The following is a 13,224-nucleotide window of genomic DNA, read 5'->3' on the forward strand; positions in this document are numbered from 1 at the left end:
CGCACCCGCACCCCACCCCGCACCCGTACCGTAAGACCCCCCTCACGCCCCGCAAGACCGCAGGAACTTGCGCGTCCGAACAGCGATCGGCAGCGGAGCGTCCGGCTCGCACGGGTACATGTCCTGCTCCACGATCGCGAACAGCTCCACCCCGAGCCGCTGCGCGGCAACCAGCACCGGCTCCAGCTCCGGCACGCCGGACGGCGGCTCGCACATCACCCCGCGCGCGACCGCCGGGCCGAAGGGGACGCCGTCCGCCACCACGTCCGCGAGGATGTCGGGGTCGACCTGCTTGAGGTGGAGATAGCCGATGCGCTCACCGTAGGTCTCGATCAGCTTGACGCTGTCGCCGCCGCAGTAGGCGTAGTGCCCGGTGTCCAGGCAGAGGCCGACCAGGCCGGGGTCGGTGGCGTCGAGGAAGCGCTCGACATGGGCCTCGGTGTCGATATGGGTGTCGGCGTGTGGGTGGACGACGATGTCCAGGCCGTAGGTGTCGCGGACCTCGCGTCCGAGGCGTTCCATGCCCCGGGTGAGATGGCCCCACTGCTCGGCGGTCAGCTCGGCCGGCTCCAGGATCTCGGCGGTCTTGTCGTCGCGCCAGAAGGACGGGATGACGACGAGATGCCGGGCGCCCATGGCCTGGGTGAGCGCGGCGACCTCGCTGACATGCTGCCAGGTGGTGTCCCAGACGGCGGGGCCGCGGTGCAGTCCGGTGAAGACGGTTCCGGCGGAGACCTTGAGGTCGCGCCGGGCGATCTCGTCGGTGAGGCGGGCGGGGTCGGTGGGGAGGTAGCCGTAGGGGCCGAGTTCGATCCAGGAGTAGCCGGCGTCCGCGACCTCGTCCAGGAAGCGCTGCCAGGGGACCTGCTGGGGGTCGTCGGGGAACCAGACGCCCCAGGAGTCGGGGGCCGAGCCGACCCTGATCCGGTCGAGTGCGGCGGCGGGCATGGTCAGGACTTCCCTTCGGTGGGGCCGCTGGAGGGGCCGGTGGAGCGGTTGGTGGTGGGGTCGGTGGTGGAGGCGGTGGCCGGGTCGGTGCCAGGGGCCGCGTCCGGGAGTTCGTTGACGTCGACGCCCCGGACCTGGGACAGCTCGTGCTTGAGCGCGGCGAGTTCCGCGCCGCCCGCCATATGGTTGGTGAGCTGCTCCAGGCTGACCTCGCTGCGGTCGGCGGAGAGTTCGAGGGTGCCGAGCCGCAGCACGCTGAAGTGGTCGCCGACCATATAGGCGTGGTGGGGATTGTGGGTGATGAAGATGACGCCGAGGCCGCGGTCGCGGGCGGCGGCGATGTACTTCAGCACCACCCCGGACTGCTTGACGCCGAGGGCGGCGGTCGGCTCGTCCAGGATGAGCACCCGGGCGCCGAAGTGGACGGCGCGGGCGATGGCGACGCACTGGCGCTGGCCGCCGGAGAGGGTGCCGATGGGCTGTTCGAGGTCGTCGAGGACGATGCCCATGTTGCGCAGTTCCTCGTCGGCGGTGGCCTTCATCCGGGCGATGTCGAGGCGGCGGACGGGCCAGGGGCCGCGGGTCAGCTCGGAGCCGAGGAAGAAGTTGCGCCAGACCGGCATCAGGGGCACGGTCGCCAGATCCTGGTAGACGGTGGCGATCCCGCGGTCCAGAGCCTCGCGGGGGCTGGAGAAGCGGACGGGCTCACCGTCGACCAGGAAGTCGCCCTCGGTGTGCTGGTGCAGCCCCGAGACGATCTTGATCAGGGTGGACTTTCCGGCCCCGTTGTCGCCGAGGACGCAGGTCACCCGGGAGGGGTGGACGGCGAGATCGACGCCGTGCAGGGCGCGGATGTTGCCGTAGGACTTGCCCGCGGCGCGCAGTTCCACCAGGGGGCGGTCCGGGTCGGGCGGGGTGTCGGGGAGGACGGCCCCGTGGGTGCCGGCGGCGTTGCTGGTCATTTCTTCCGTCACCTCCGGGTCGCCGTACGGCTGACCCACAGATTGATGAGCACGGCCCCGAGCAGCATCACACCGAGGAACGCCTTGAACCAGTCGGGGTTCCACCCGGCGTAGACGATGCCCTGGTTGACCATGCCGAACATGAAGGCGCCGAAGACCGGGCCGATGGCCGAGCCGTAGCCGCCGGTGAGGAGGCAGCCGCCGATGACGGCCGCGGCGATGTAGATGAGTTCCTGGCCGACGCCTTCGCCGGACTGCACGGTGTTGAAGGAGAACAGATTGTGCATGCCGATGAACCAGGCGCCGACGCCGACCAGCATGAACAGGCTGATCTTGGTGAAGGTGACCGGGACGCCGACGGCCCGCGCGGAGTCCTTGTTGCCGCCGACGGCGAAGATCCAGTTGCCGTACCGGGTGCGCAGCAGGACCCAGGTCGCCAGGGCCGCGAAGACCAGCCACCACACCACGGTGATCTTCACCTGGACGCCGCCGAGCTCGAAGGAGGAGGCGAAGAGGGCCCTGGCCTGCTCGAAGCCGTCCATGTTCGAGATGTCGTCGGTGGCGACATTGCCGGTGACCCATTTGGTGACGGCGAGGTTCACGCCCTGGAGGATCAGAAAGGTGCCCAGGGTGATCAGGAAGCTGGGCAACCCGGTCTTCATCAGCATCCAGCCGTTGAACGCGCCGACCCCGACGGAGACGACGAGGGCGGCGATCACGCCCATCCAGACGTTCATCGTCAGCTGGTAGCTGAGCATGCTCGCGGTGAGCGCGGAGGTGATGACGGCGACCCCGGCGGACAGATCGAACTCGCCGCCGATCATCAGCAGCGCGACCGGCAGGGCCATGATGCCGATGGTGGACGCCTGGTAGAGGATCGTGGCCATCGAGCCGCCCTGGCGGACCGAGGGCGCGGCGATCAGGAAGAAGACCAGGACGGCGACCGCGCCGAGGAACACCCCGATCTCGGGCCGGGCGAGCAGCCGCAGGGCGAGCGGGCGCTGCCGGGTGCGGCCGTCGGCGGGGCGGGGGCCGGGGACCGGCGGTGTGCTCACCGCCGGTGCGGCCTGCGGGGTCGTACTCATCACCGGGTGCCCTTCTCGGCGAAGGCGGCGACGGCCTCGACATTGGTCTTGTCGACGAAGGCCGGACCGGTGAGCACGGGCTGCTCGCCGCCGCCGCTGTAGTTGCCGTTGTTCTTGTGGAGCCACAGTCCGTCGACGGCGAGGTAGCCCTGGAGGTAGGGCTGCTGGTCGACGGCGAACTCGATGTCACCGGCGGCGATGGCGCCGGTGAGCTGCTTGTTGAGGTCGAAGGTGGCGACCTTGGCCGAGCTGCCCGCCTCGTCCACCGACTGCACGGCGGTCAGCGCGAACGGGGCGCCGAGGGTGACGACATGGTCGACGGCGGTGTTCTCGGTGAGCTTGGCGGTGATGGTGGACTTCACGGACGGCATGTCGGTGCCGTTGACGTTGAGGATCTCGGTGGTGCCGGTGAAGGTCTTCTTCACTCCGTCGCAGCGCTGGGTGAGGCCGACGTTGCCCTGCTCCTGGATGACACAGACGACGTTCTTCGCGCCGTCCGCGTTGAGCCGCTTGCCGAGGGCCTCGCCCGCGACGGTCTCGTCCTGGCCGAAGAACGACATCAGGCCGAGGTCCTTCCAGTCGCTGAGACCGGAGTTGAGTCCGACCACGGGTATCCCGGCCTCGCGCGCCTTGTCGAGGACGCCCTTGAGGGCGTCGGGCTTGGCGAGGGTGACGGCGATCCCGTCGACCTTCTGGTCGATGGCGTTCTGCACCAGGTTGGCCTGGTTGCCGGCGTTGGGGTCGGCGGAGTAGACGAGTTTGACGTTGTCCTTGTCGGCGGCGGCCTGGGCGCCCTTGCGGACGATGTCCCAGAAGGTGTCGCCGGGTGCCTGGTGGGTGACCAGGGCGACGGTCATCCGGGGGGTGGTGGCCTTGCCCGCGGCGGCTCCCTCCCCCGCCGTCTCCTCGGCCTTCTTGCCGCCGGAGCCGCTGGAGCAGCCCGCGAGGGCGAGGGCCGCCGCCGCGGCCACGGCGAGGGCGGGGGTGATTCTGCGGGAGCGAGCGGAGCGGTCCATCGTTGCTGCACCTCACTGTGCGGCCGGGGAAAAGGAAGGGGCGACCGGGTCCACGGGGGTGCCGACCAGGTCGGCGGGGTCTCGGAGAACCCGGTGCCCGGGATCAAATCCCCTCAGGCGCCCGCTGTCAATACTTTGTTAGGACATCATTGCAGAACAAGGTCCGAATGTAAGTACAAAGCCTTGACAAGGCTCCCCCTCCGGCCTTTAGCTCTCAGGACGTCGAGTACCCCGCCGAGGAGGTGCCCCCGTGGCGACGACCGGAGCCCCGTCCGTCCCGTCCGTCTCCGCCCTCGCATCACTGGACTTCACGCTGGACCGGGCGAGTCCGGTGCCCCTCTATCACCAGCTCGCCCAGCAGTTGGAGGCCGCGATCGAGCGCGGGGAACTGCCCCCGGGCAATCTCCTCGGCAACGAGGTCGATCTCTCCGGCCGCCTGGGTCTGTCCCGGCCCACGGTCCGCCAGGCCATCCAGTCCCTGGTCGACAAGGGCCTGCTGGTCCGCCGCCGCGGCGTCGGCACCCAGGTCGTCCACCGCAAGGTGAAACGCCCCCTGGAACTGAGCAGCCTCTACGACGACCTGGAGGCGGCCGGCCAGCAGCCCACCACCCGCGTGCTGCGCAACGAGCCGGTCCCCGCCCCCGCCGAGGCGGCCAGCGCCCTCGGCCTCCCCGAGGGCACCCCGGTCACCCTCCTCGAACGGCTCCGGCTCACCCATGACCTCCCGGTCGCCTTCCTCGTCAACTACCTCCCGACGGACGTCCTCACCCCCGAGACCCTCCGCCTGGAGGCCACCGGCCTCTACCGCGCCCTGCGCACCGCCGGCATCACCCTGCACAGCGCCCATCAGACGGTCGGCGCCCGCTCCGCGACCCCCGAGGAGGGCCTCCTGCTCGACGAGCCCCCGGGAGCCGCCCTCCTCACCATGCGCCGCACCGCCTATGACGTCACCGGCCGCCCGGTGGAGTACGGCACCCATATCTACCGGGCGTCCCGCTACGCCTTCGACTTCCAGCTCCTCGTCCGGGGCTGACCGGCCCACGGGCCGACCGGCTCCTCAGTGCGCCCCGTCGAGCCGGGCCCGCTGGTCCTCGGTCAGCTCCAGGTCGACCGCAGCGAGGTTCTCCTCCAACTGGGCCACCGAGGAGGCCCCGGCGAGCGGCAGGATCGGCGGTTCCGAGGCGAGCTGCCAGGCCAGCACCACCTGGTTGAGGGTGGCGCCGGTCTCCCGGGCCACCTCCCGCAGCGCGGCCAGCCGCACCGGGTTGCCCGGGTGGTCGTAGTCCGCGGGCAGCGGCTTGTCGTCCCGGGTGTACGCGCCGGCCAGCAGCGGTGAGTACGCGACGAGGGTGAGGTCCGGCTCGGCCCGCAGATACGAGGCCAGTTCGGCGCCCGCGTGCCCGAGGCTGCCCTCCGGAAACATCTCGCTGGGCACGTCGTAGCGGGGGCGGAGCAGGCTGTGCTGGTACTGGAGCACCTCATAGCCGGGCAGTCCCGCGGCGGCGGCCAGCGCGCGGGCGCGCTCCACCCGCCAGATGGCGTGGTTGCTGACGCCGAGCAGTCCGACGGTGCCCTCGGCGACCAGCGCCGCGAACCCCTCGACGGTCTCCTCCAGCGGGACGGTCCGGTCCTCGATATGGGCGTAGAGCAGGTCCAGCTTCTCGACGCCGAGCCGCTCCCGGCTGCGCTCGGCGGACTCGCGGATCACCTTGGCGGACAGGCCCTCGGGGTCGTCGGTGAACGAGGTGCCGGGGGCGAGGGGGCGGGCGCCCAGTTTGGTGGCGATGACGATCTCGTCGCCGACGCCCCGGCTGCGCCGCCAGCGGCCGAGGAGTTCCTCGCTCTGCCCGCCCTGGCCGCCGTCCTCCCAGAAGGCGTAGTTGTCGGAGGTGTCGATGAAGGTGCCGCCGGCCTCGGCATAGCGGTCGAGCACGGCGAACGAGGTGGCCTCGTCGATGCGGGAGCCGAACAGCATCGCGCCCAGCGCGAGGACGCTCACCTCACGGCGATGGGCCGGGTCGGTGCCGATCGTGCGGTATTTCATGGGGATTCTTGCCATCCTTCCCAATCGAGCCGGGTTGTCCGGGCTCGAAAGGGAGTCTGGTCGTTGAAGCGCTCTTCAAGTCAAGGAGCTTCGGGGCGGTCTCCCGCGAACGGGCCCTCCAGTGCCGCCCACTGGAGCAGCATGATCGTCTTGGCGTCGGCGATCTCCCCCGAGCGGATCATCGCCAGGGCCCGCCGGAAGGGCAGTTCGAGGATCTCGATGTCCTCGCCCTCCTCGTCCAGTCCGCCGCCCTCGTGGGTGCGGGTCGAGGCCCCGTACTCGGCGGCGTAGAAACCGACCCGCTCGGTGACCGAACCCGGGCTCATATAGACGTCGAAGACATGGCGGACCGCGCCGATGGTGTGCCCGGTCTCCTCCACCACCTCGCGCCGCACGGCCAGCTCCGGGTGCTCGTCCTCGTCGTCGAGGAGTCCGCCGGGGGTCTCGATCAGCATGCCGTCGGGGTGCCCGTTGACATACGCCGGGAACCGGAACTGCCGGGTGAGCAGGACCGTTCCGCGCTCGGCGGAGTACAGCAGCATGGTGGCGCCGTTGCCCCGGTCATGGGTCTCGCGCTGCTGGGTGCTCCAGGTGCCGTCGGCACGCCGGAGGTCGAAGGTGGTGGCCCGCTCCACGTACCAGTGGCTGGACAGCAGCCGGACGTCCCGGACCCTGACCCGGGGGTTGCGGTCGAGGTCGAGTCCGGTGCGGTGCAGTCCGGTACGACCGCGGCTGTCGGGGGTGTCGGCGCCGGCGGTCATCGGGCACCTGCGGCGGGGGTGGGGGCGGGGGCTGAAACGGGGCCGGAGGCGGGGGCAGGGACAGGGGCGGGGGCGGAGGCGGGGCCGGGAAGAGGGGTGTGGGCGAGATCCATGCTCGTTTTCTAACATCCCGGCCCATGCCTGCCCGCCCCGGCCCGCCCCCTCCCCCGTGGAACGCGCGGCCCGGGGTCATTTGAGCCCGGAGTGGGACAGTCCCTCCACGAAGTGGCGCTGGGCCACGACGAAGACGATCAGCATCGGCAGCACGGTCATGGTGGCCGCGGCGAGCTGGGTGTTCCACATCTGGCCGCCATAGGCGTCGGTGAAGCGGGTCAGTGCCTGGGGCAGGGTGAACAGATCGGGTGAGGTGAGGTAGACGGTGGGTTCCAGATACAGGTTCCAGGAGGCGAGGAAGGTCAGGATCGCCACCGCCGACAGCGCCGGGCGGGCCAGCGGCAGACAGATCCGCCACCAGATCGCCGGGCGGCCGAGGCCGTCGAGGCGGGCCGCCTCCTCCAGTTCGACGGGGAGGGTGATGAAGAACTGCCGCATGATGAACGTGGCCAGCACACAGGGCGCGGCCAGCGCGGTCACCAGGATCAGCGGCCAGTGGGTGTTGACCAGTCCCGCCGACTTGAACAGCTGGAACAGCGGCACGATGGTCACTTCGCTCGGCACCAGCATCCCGGTCAGCACCACGAGGAACAGGGCGTTGGCCCCGGGGAACCGGATCCGGGCGAACGCGTACCCGGCCAGACTGGACACCGTCAAGGTGATGAGGGTGACCAGGACGGCGATATAGACACTGTTGAGGTACTGCCGGGCGAAGGGCTGGAAGCTGAACGCCTCGGTGTACGCGGACAGGGTGGGTGAGTCGGTCCACAGCGAGGGCGGGGCCTGGAAGATCTCCGCGAGGGGCTTGACCGACGCCGCGACCATCCAGACGGTCGGTACCACGAAGGGGATCGCCAGCACGGCGAGGGCCAGCACCAACAGGACCGAACGGGCTCGGTCAGTCCTCATAGAACACCCACCTACGGCGCAGCTGCCATTGCAGCAGGGTGAGCAGCATGACGAAGGACAGCAGCATCAGGGCGAGCGTCGAGCCGTAGCCGATGTCGTTGAACTCGAATGCCTGCTGGAACACGTAGTAGACGAGGACCGTGGTGGACAGCTCCGGTCCGCCGCCGGTCAGTACGGCGATCTGGGCGAAGGACTGGAGCGCCCCGACGATCGTGACGATGACGGTCAGCAGGATCGTCGGCGAGATCAGCGGCAGGGTGATCCGGGTGAACACCGCCCGGCTGCCCGCGCCGTCGATACGGGCCGCCTCGTACAGCTCGCGCGGGACGCCCTGGAGGGCGGCGAGGAAGAGGACCACGTTGACGCCGACGCTGCGGACCACCTGGGTGAGGATCACGGACACCATGGCGGTGTCGCCGCGCTGGAGCCAGTTGGGGCCGTCGATGCCGACGGTGGCCAGCAGGCCGTTGATGCCGCCGTTGTCCTGGAGGAGGAAGCCCCAGACCAGGGTCCAGGCGACCACGGAGACGACCACCGGGGAGAAGAACAGCATCCGGAAGAACGTGACCCCCCGGAACCGGCGGTTGAGCAGGACGGCGATGAGCAGCCCGAGGGTGATGTTGAGGACCACCACCCCGCCGGAGAAGAGCAGGGTCGCCAGCAGTACCTCGGGGAGCTGCGGGTCGTCGGCGAGGGCGGCGTAGTGCCGGGCGCCGACGAAGGTCTGCTCGCCGGTGAAGATGTTCCGCTGGTTGAGGCTGTACCAGATCGCCATCCCGACCGGCAGCAATACGAACACCGCCACCCCGGCGAGCTGCGGCAGGATGAAGAGGTAGCCGGTCAGGGTGTCCCGGCGGCGGGTGGTCCAAAAGCGTGGCCCGGTCGACCGGGCGGCGGTCCGGGCGGCGGGTGCCGCCGCCCGGCCGTCGCCCGGCGCGGCGGTCCGCACGGCGGTCCGTGCCGTGGTCCGTGGGCTGGTCCGTGCGCTGGTGCGTGCGCTGGTCACTTGACCAGAATCGGTTCGATCGCGGCGCAGACCGAGCGCAGTACGGCCGGGATGTCGGCGTCCGGCTGCCACATCGCGTCCAGGGCGGTCTTGCCCTTCTGGGCTATCTCGGCCGGGTTGGCGTGGTTGGGCAGGGTGACGGCCTGCGGCAACTGGTCGACCACCGCGCCCTGGAGCTGGGTGGCGTTCAGGACCTGGTTGTTCGCGGCGAGCTTCTCCCCGGTTAGCAGGGACTTTCGGGGCGGCGGGAAGTACTGGGCGAGCTTCTCGGCGTTCGCCGGGTTGGTCAGATAGGCCAGGAAGTCGGCGGCCTGCTCGGGGTTCCGGCTGGAGGCCAGGACACCCACCCCGGCCTGGCCGAGCACCGCGTAGTCACCGGCGGGGCCCTCGGGGAGGGGGTGGAGGGCGAAGTCGAACGAGCCGGTGAGCAGGGAGGCGCGGGACACCTGGGCGACGGTGAAGGCGGCGTCACCGGCGAAGAAGTCGGCGGTGGTGCCGGGGCCGGGCATGGCCTGGGTCGTGAACGCCGCCTCGTGCAGGAAGGTGAAGGCGTCCTCCATCTCGGGGCTGTCGAAGGTGCAGGTCTTGCCGTCCTCGCTCCAGGCCGACGCGCCCCAGCCGGTCCAGACCGTGGCCAGCGTGTTCCACGCCTTGTAGTCGAAGTCGCGGACGACGAACCCGGCCTTGCCGGTCTTGTCGTTCACGGCCGCTCCGGCGGCGGCGACCTGGTCCCAGGTGAGGGTGGCCGGATCGATCTCCTGCCCGGCCTCGGCCAGCAGATCGGTGTTCACGTACAGGGCGTACGGCGAGTTGGAGAAGGGGTAGGCGTAGAGGGTGCCGTCGCGGCTGAACTCGGCGGTGACGCTGCCCAGCAGGTCGTCGTACTTCCAGCCCGGGGTGGCCTTCAGCTTGTCGGTGAGACCGAGGAGGGCGTCGGAGGCGATGAGGTCGCTGGACAGATCGCCCATCCAGGCGAGGTCGGGGGCGTTGCCACCGGCGATCTGGGTGGTGAGCGTGGTGTTGTACTCGGCGAACGGCAGGGACTCGAAGGTGATCTTCGCGACGTCGGGGTGATCGGCGCGGTAGTCGGCGGCGATGCTGTTCAGCAGCTTCAGCTGGGCCTCGTCGGAGGTCCACACCGTCATCCGGAGCTGGACCGCCGAGTCCTGGGTGTCGGCCGCGGACCCGGAACAGGCGGTCGCGCCGAGCGTGAGCGCCGTGGTCACGGCGACGGCCGTCAGCGCCTTTCTGGTTCTGATCATGTGCGGGGTCCCTCTCGTGGTGCGGGTGCGGTGGTGCGGGGGGTGCGGGGTGCGGTGGTGCTTGGTATGGGGGGTGCCTTGGTACTCGGTGTGGGGAGGGTGCCTTGGTACTCGGTACGGGGGGGGTGTCTTGGAGTGAGGGGTGTCTTGACGTCGGGAGGGCTCAGTAGCCCAGTGGCTGAGTAGCCCAGTGGCTCAGTGGCTCAGTGGCTCAGTGGCTCAGTAACCGACGATCTCGGGCCAGTGCAGTTCCACGCCCGCCTCGGTCAGCCGGCGCTGGAGCTGATCGACGAGGGCGGGGGCGGTGGCGACCTGCTGCGGGCTCAGCCCCCGGTCCAGGCAGAACGCGGCGAGTTCACCGGCCGACTCGCCGATGTTCCATTCGACGGGGTGGAGCCGGTAGGCACCGTTGGTGATGTGGGTGGTGCCGATGTTCTTCGCGGCGGGGAGAAGGTTCTGCGTCCGGACCGGGACGAGCGCGCCGAGCGGGATCTCGAAGGGCGCCGACTCGATGTCGATGTAGTTGTCACCGCCGGTCGAGGGGTGCAGATCGATCCGGTACATGCCCACCCCGACGGACGCGTCGAAGCGGGCCGGTCCGCCATGGCCACGGGCCTTGATGGAGATGTCCTGCTCGCGGACGGTGGTCAGCGCCCTGATCCGGCGGGACTCCCGGATGTACGGGGCCTGCGCGAAGCCGTCGTCGGTGCCCACCAGGTCGCCGCGCAGCCGGAGGCCGGGCCAGCCGTGCCCGCCGTCGGGCCGGGGCGCCTCGGTCTGGAGCCAGTGCACATACGCCCGGGACTGCGCCTTCGCCGCGGCGAGATGGCGCTCCCGGTCGTCGGTGTCGATGACCGAGCCGCCGACGTAGTCCAGCTGGGGCCAGTTGGCGAGGACGATGTCGCTGTCGTACAGGCCGTCGGTGAACGTCTGCCGGGCGGCGATCCGCCGGAACTGCCACAGATCCCGGTCCCCGGCGTCGAACCGCGGATCGCCGGCGCCGTCCTGCTCCGGGTTGACGATCAGGGTGCGCTCCTGTGGGGCGAGGGTGCGCGGGTCGGGCGCGGTGAAGGACAGCATCGGAGCGCCCCAGAAGGGCAGTTCGAGCGAGCGCCAGTCGTCGTAGTCGTCCGGGCGGGGGATGGTGTGGTCCCCCGTCGCGTGGTCGAAGACGAAGCACCAGGCGATCGACTGCACATTGGCCGGGTCGGCGGTGTCGGCGGCGCTGGGCTCACCGGTGTCGGACCGTGCCTCGGCGCCGACGACGTACTCGGTGCCGGTCAGCGGGAGCAGATCGCCGGTCTCGGTGCCGTCGAGCACGTACTCGGCGGTGATCAGGGTCTCCGCCCCGGTGTGCGGGTCGGCCACCGTGACCGAGCGGACCACCCCGTCCACGACCTCGGCGGCGACCGGGACGGCGGGCTGGAGGACCGTCAGCCGCCCGCTCGACCGGTACGGGGCGAGGAGGGCCTCGATCACCGCGAGGGCGACCCGCGGCTCGTGGCAGAGCCGGCTCACCCGGCCGCGGCCGGGGTTGAGTTCCCGGTCGGCGCGGGCCGCCGCCGACAGCGGATAGTGGTCGCGGTAGTAGCGGCGGATGTCTTCGCGCAGGGCCCGGTAGCGGGCGGTGACGCCGAACCGCTCCACCCAGATGTGCTCGTCCGGCGGCACCGCCTGGGACGTCAACTGCCCGCCCAGCCAGGGGAATTCCTCGGTCATCACGACCCGGCGACCGCGCTGGAGCAGCGCGAGCGCGGCGGCCACCGAGCCGAGACCGCCGCCGATGACGGCCACCTCGGCGCCGACGGTCCGCTTCTCCCTGATCCGTCCCGCTCCCCCGCTCACGAACGGTCCCCGTCCCCCGCTCACGAACGGTTCCCGTCCCCCGCTCATGAACGGTCCTCCGCCCGCGCCACGACCGTCTCGCCCGTCTCGACCTCGGCGACCAGCAGCCGCTGGGTCTCCAGATCCGCCCACTCCTCGGGATCGGTGAGGATGAGCTGCCGCAGCAGTTCCAGCGCCTCGGCGGCGACCTGTTTGCGCGGCACCCGGAACCCGGTCAGTGCCCGGCCGTCGGCCCGATGACCGCGTACCTCACCGAGCGCGGCGACCGAGATCTCGCCGGGTACGTCCACCCCGGCGGCGACCAGCGCGAGGATGACGTCCTCGGTGAGGAAGGCGTCCTCGGCGAGGATGAGGGTGGCGCCGGTGGCCTGCGCCAGCCGGGGCAGGTCGGCGACCCGCTCCTCGCCGACCAGCATGAACGCCATCCGGCCCGCCGCCGAGGCGGCCTCGACCGCGCCACGCCGGTCGCGCGCGGTGGCGGTGTCCCGGCCGCGGTGCACATACAGGGCCTGGCGGTGTCCGCTGGCCGCGGCCTGGTCGATCACGGCGTCGGTGGGGCTGACGTAGTCGATCCCGACGTACGGCACCGGCGCGGCCGTCTCGTCCCGGCGGCCGACGGCGACGAACGGGAACTGCTCGGCGACCATCCGCTCCAGCTCGGAGCCGGCCATCTGCTGGCCGAGCAGGATGCAGCCGTCGGTCAGCCGCAGCCGGGTCTTGCGGTGGAACAGGCTGCGGGTGCCGTTCTCGACCGGGGAGGACGTGAAGAACAGCAGGTCCCAGCCGATCGTCTCGGCGGCGCGCTCGATGCCGTTGAGCAGCGGGCCGTAGAAGTCCATGCTCTCCGGCGACAGGGCTTCCTCGTAGGTGAAGACGCCGATGATCTGGTTGTCCAGGCCGGCCAGCCGGCGGGCCGCCGGGTCGGCGACATAGGTGGCCTGGTCGAGCGCCTGCTTGACCCGGGCGCGGGTCTCCTCCGAGATACGCGCGTTCGAGTCGTCACGGTCGTTCAGCACCACCGACACGGTGGTCTGGCTGACGCCCGCGATCTCGGCGATCTCGCGCTGGGTCACCCGGCGCGGCTTGCTTGGCATCGATCCTCCGCTGCTCTGCGCAGCGCTGTCACCGTCACTGTCACTGTCACAACGACGGTCACTGCGCTGTCACTGACGCTGATAATGCGTATCTTCACCGAACACCGGTGACCTTAAGCCGCCGGAAACAAGAACGCAATCCCCCCTTGACCGACGGGTCATCCGGTTGAGATCGTCC

The 13,224-nt window shown here is 70.5% G+C and carries 12 protein-coding genes; 1 reads left to right on the forward strand and 11 read right to left on the reverse strand.

Translation table 11 applies throughout. From position 1 onward, the window contains the following. Nucleotides 1-42: 42 nt before the first annotated feature. Genes ABZX40_RS11255 through ABZX40_RS11270 form a run of 4 tightly spaced genes read right to left on the reverse strand, consistent with a single transcriptional unit; the run spans nt 43 to nt 4,011 of the window. On the reverse strand, nt 43-948 hold the full coding sequence (locus ABZX40_RS11255) for a sugar phosphate isomerase/epimerase (protein ID WP_355741367.1): 906 nt from the start codon (nt 946-948) through the stop codon (nt 43-45). A 2-nt stretch (nt 949-950) separates the two neighbouring features. Continuing rightward, nucleotides 951-1,910: an ATP-binding cassette domain-containing protein gene (locus tag ABZX40_RS11260; protein ID WP_355741365.1), complete on the reverse strand. Its 960-nt coding sequence runs from the start codon at nt 1,908-1,910 to the stop codon at nt 951-953. Between the two features lie 8 nt (nt 1,911-1,918). Continuing rightward, nucleotides 1,919-2,995, reverse strand: coding sequence for an ABC transporter permease (locus ABZX40_RS11265; protein ID WP_355741363.1), 1,077 nt, complete (start codon nt 2,993-2,995; stop codon nt 1,919-1,921). Continuing rightward, nucleotides 2,995-4,011: a sugar ABC transporter substrate-binding protein gene (locus tag ABZX40_RS11270; RefSeq protein ID WP_355741361.1), complete on the reverse strand. Its 1,017-nt coding sequence runs from the start codon at nt 4,009-4,011 to the stop codon at nt 2,995-2,997. The genes ABZX40_RS11265 and ABZX40_RS11270 overlap by 1 nt, the downstream gene beginning before the upstream one ends. A 250-nt stretch (nt 4,012-4,261) precedes the next feature. Between ABZX40_RS11270 and ABZX40_RS11275 the strand changes: the two genes are divergently transcribed. Beyond that, on the forward strand, nt 4,262-5,044 hold the full coding sequence (locus ABZX40_RS11275) for a GntR family transcriptional regulator (RefSeq protein ID WP_355741359.1): 783 nt from the start codon (nt 4,262-4,264) through the stop codon (nt 5,042-5,044). 24 nt (nt 5,045-5,068) lie between these two features. On the opposite strand, the gene ABZX40_RS11280 is transcribed toward ABZX40_RS11275, so the two are convergent. The 7 genes from ABZX40_RS11280 to ABZX40_RS11310 all read right to left on the reverse strand — a co-directional run bounded on the left by ABZX40_RS11280 (nt 5,069) and on the right by ABZX40_RS11310 (nt 13,046). Beyond that, nucleotides 5,069-6,055, reverse strand: a complete 987-nt coding sequence (locus ABZX40_RS11280) for an aldo/keto reductase (RefSeq protein ID WP_355741357.1) — start codon at nt 6,053-6,055, stop codon at nt 5,069-5,071. An 80-nt stretch (nt 6,056-6,135) separates the two neighbouring features. Then, complete coding sequence (locus ABZX40_RS11285; RefSeq protein ID WP_355741355.1) at nt 6,136-6,816, reverse strand: NUDIX domain-containing protein; 681 nt, start codon at nt 6,814-6,816, stop codon at nt 6,136-6,138. A gap of 189 nt (nt 6,817-7,005) precedes the next feature. Continuing rightward, nucleotides 7,006-7,839 carry a carbohydrate ABC transporter permease gene (locus ABZX40_RS11290; protein WP_355741353.1) on the reverse strand — a complete coding sequence of 278 codons (834 nt, stop codon included), beginning with the start codon at nt 7,837-7,839 and terminating at the stop codon, nt 7,006-7,008. Continuing rightward, nucleotides 7,829-8,683, reverse strand: a complete 855-nt coding sequence (locus ABZX40_RS11295; RefSeq protein ID WP_355741448.1) for a sugar ABC transporter permease — start codon at nt 8,681-8,683, stop codon at nt 7,829-7,831. Before ABZX40_RS11295 ends, ABZX40_RS11290 begins: the two co-directional genes overlap by 11 nt. Before the next feature lie 158 nt (nt 8,684-8,841). Beyond that, a complete protein-coding gene (locus ABZX40_RS11300) occupies nt 8,842-10,107 on the reverse strand; it encodes a sugar ABC transporter substrate-binding protein (RefSeq protein ID WP_355741351.1) in 1,266 nt (421 codons plus the stop codon). A 219-nt stretch (nt 10,108-10,326) separates the two neighbouring features. Beyond that, on the reverse strand, nt 10,327-11,952 hold the full coding sequence (locus ABZX40_RS11305) for an FAD-dependent oxidoreductase (RefSeq protein WP_355741349.1): 1,626 nt from the start codon (nt 11,950-11,952) through the stop codon (nt 10,327-10,329). A 44-nt stretch (nt 11,953-11,996) separates the two neighbouring features. Beyond that, a complete protein-coding gene (locus ABZX40_RS11310; protein ID WP_355741347.1) occupies nt 11,997-13,046 on the reverse strand; it encodes a LacI family DNA-binding transcriptional regulator in 1,050 nt (349 codons plus the stop codon). Nucleotides 13,047-13,224 lie beyond the last annotated feature (178 nt).

Origin of the sequence: Streptomyces sp. NPDC004610 (genome assembly GCF_040609715.1) — a bacterium.
Lineage (GTDB): Bacteria > Actinomycetota > Actinomycetes > Streptomycetales > Streptomycetaceae > Streptomyces.

Bases quoted from the DNA above. Each gene is read 5' to 3' on its own strand.
- ABZX40_RS11265 (WP_355741363.1), bottom strand. From the start codon at position 2,995: ATGAGTACGACCCCGCAGGCCGCACCGGCGGTGAGCACACCGCCGGTC.
- ABZX40_RS11285 (WP_355741355.1), bottom strand. From the start codon at position 6,816: ATGACCGCCGGCGCCGACACCCCCGACAGCCGCGGTCGTACCGGACTG.
- ABZX40_RS11255 (WP_355741367.1), bottom strand. From the start codon at position 948: ATGCCCGCCGCCGCACTCGACCGGATCAGGGTCGGCTCGGCCCCCGAC.
- ABZX40_RS11280 (WP_355741357.1), bottom strand. From the start codon at position 6,055: ATGAAATACCGCACGATCGGCACCGACCCGGCCCATCGCCGTGAGGTG.
- ABZX40_RS11290 (WP_355741353.1), bottom strand. From the start codon at position 7,839: ATGAGGACTGACCGAGCCCGTTCGGTCCTGTTGGTGCTGGCCCTCGCC.
- ABZX40_RS11270 (WP_355741361.1), bottom strand. From the start codon at position 4,011: ATGGACCGCTCCGCTCGCTCCCGCAGAATCACCCCCGCCCTCGCCGTG.
- ABZX40_RS11310 (WP_355741347.1), bottom strand. From the start codon at position 13,046: ATGCCAAGCAAGCCGCGCCGGGTGACCCAGCGCGAGATCGCCGAGATC.
- ABZX40_RS11260 (WP_355741365.1), bottom strand. From the start codon at position 1,910: ATGACCAGCAACGCCGCCGGCACCCACGGGGCCGTCCTCCCCGACACC.
- ABZX40_RS11300 (WP_355741351.1), bottom strand. From the start codon at position 10,107: ATGATCAGAACCAGAAAGGCGCTGACGGCCGTCGCCGTGACCACGGCG.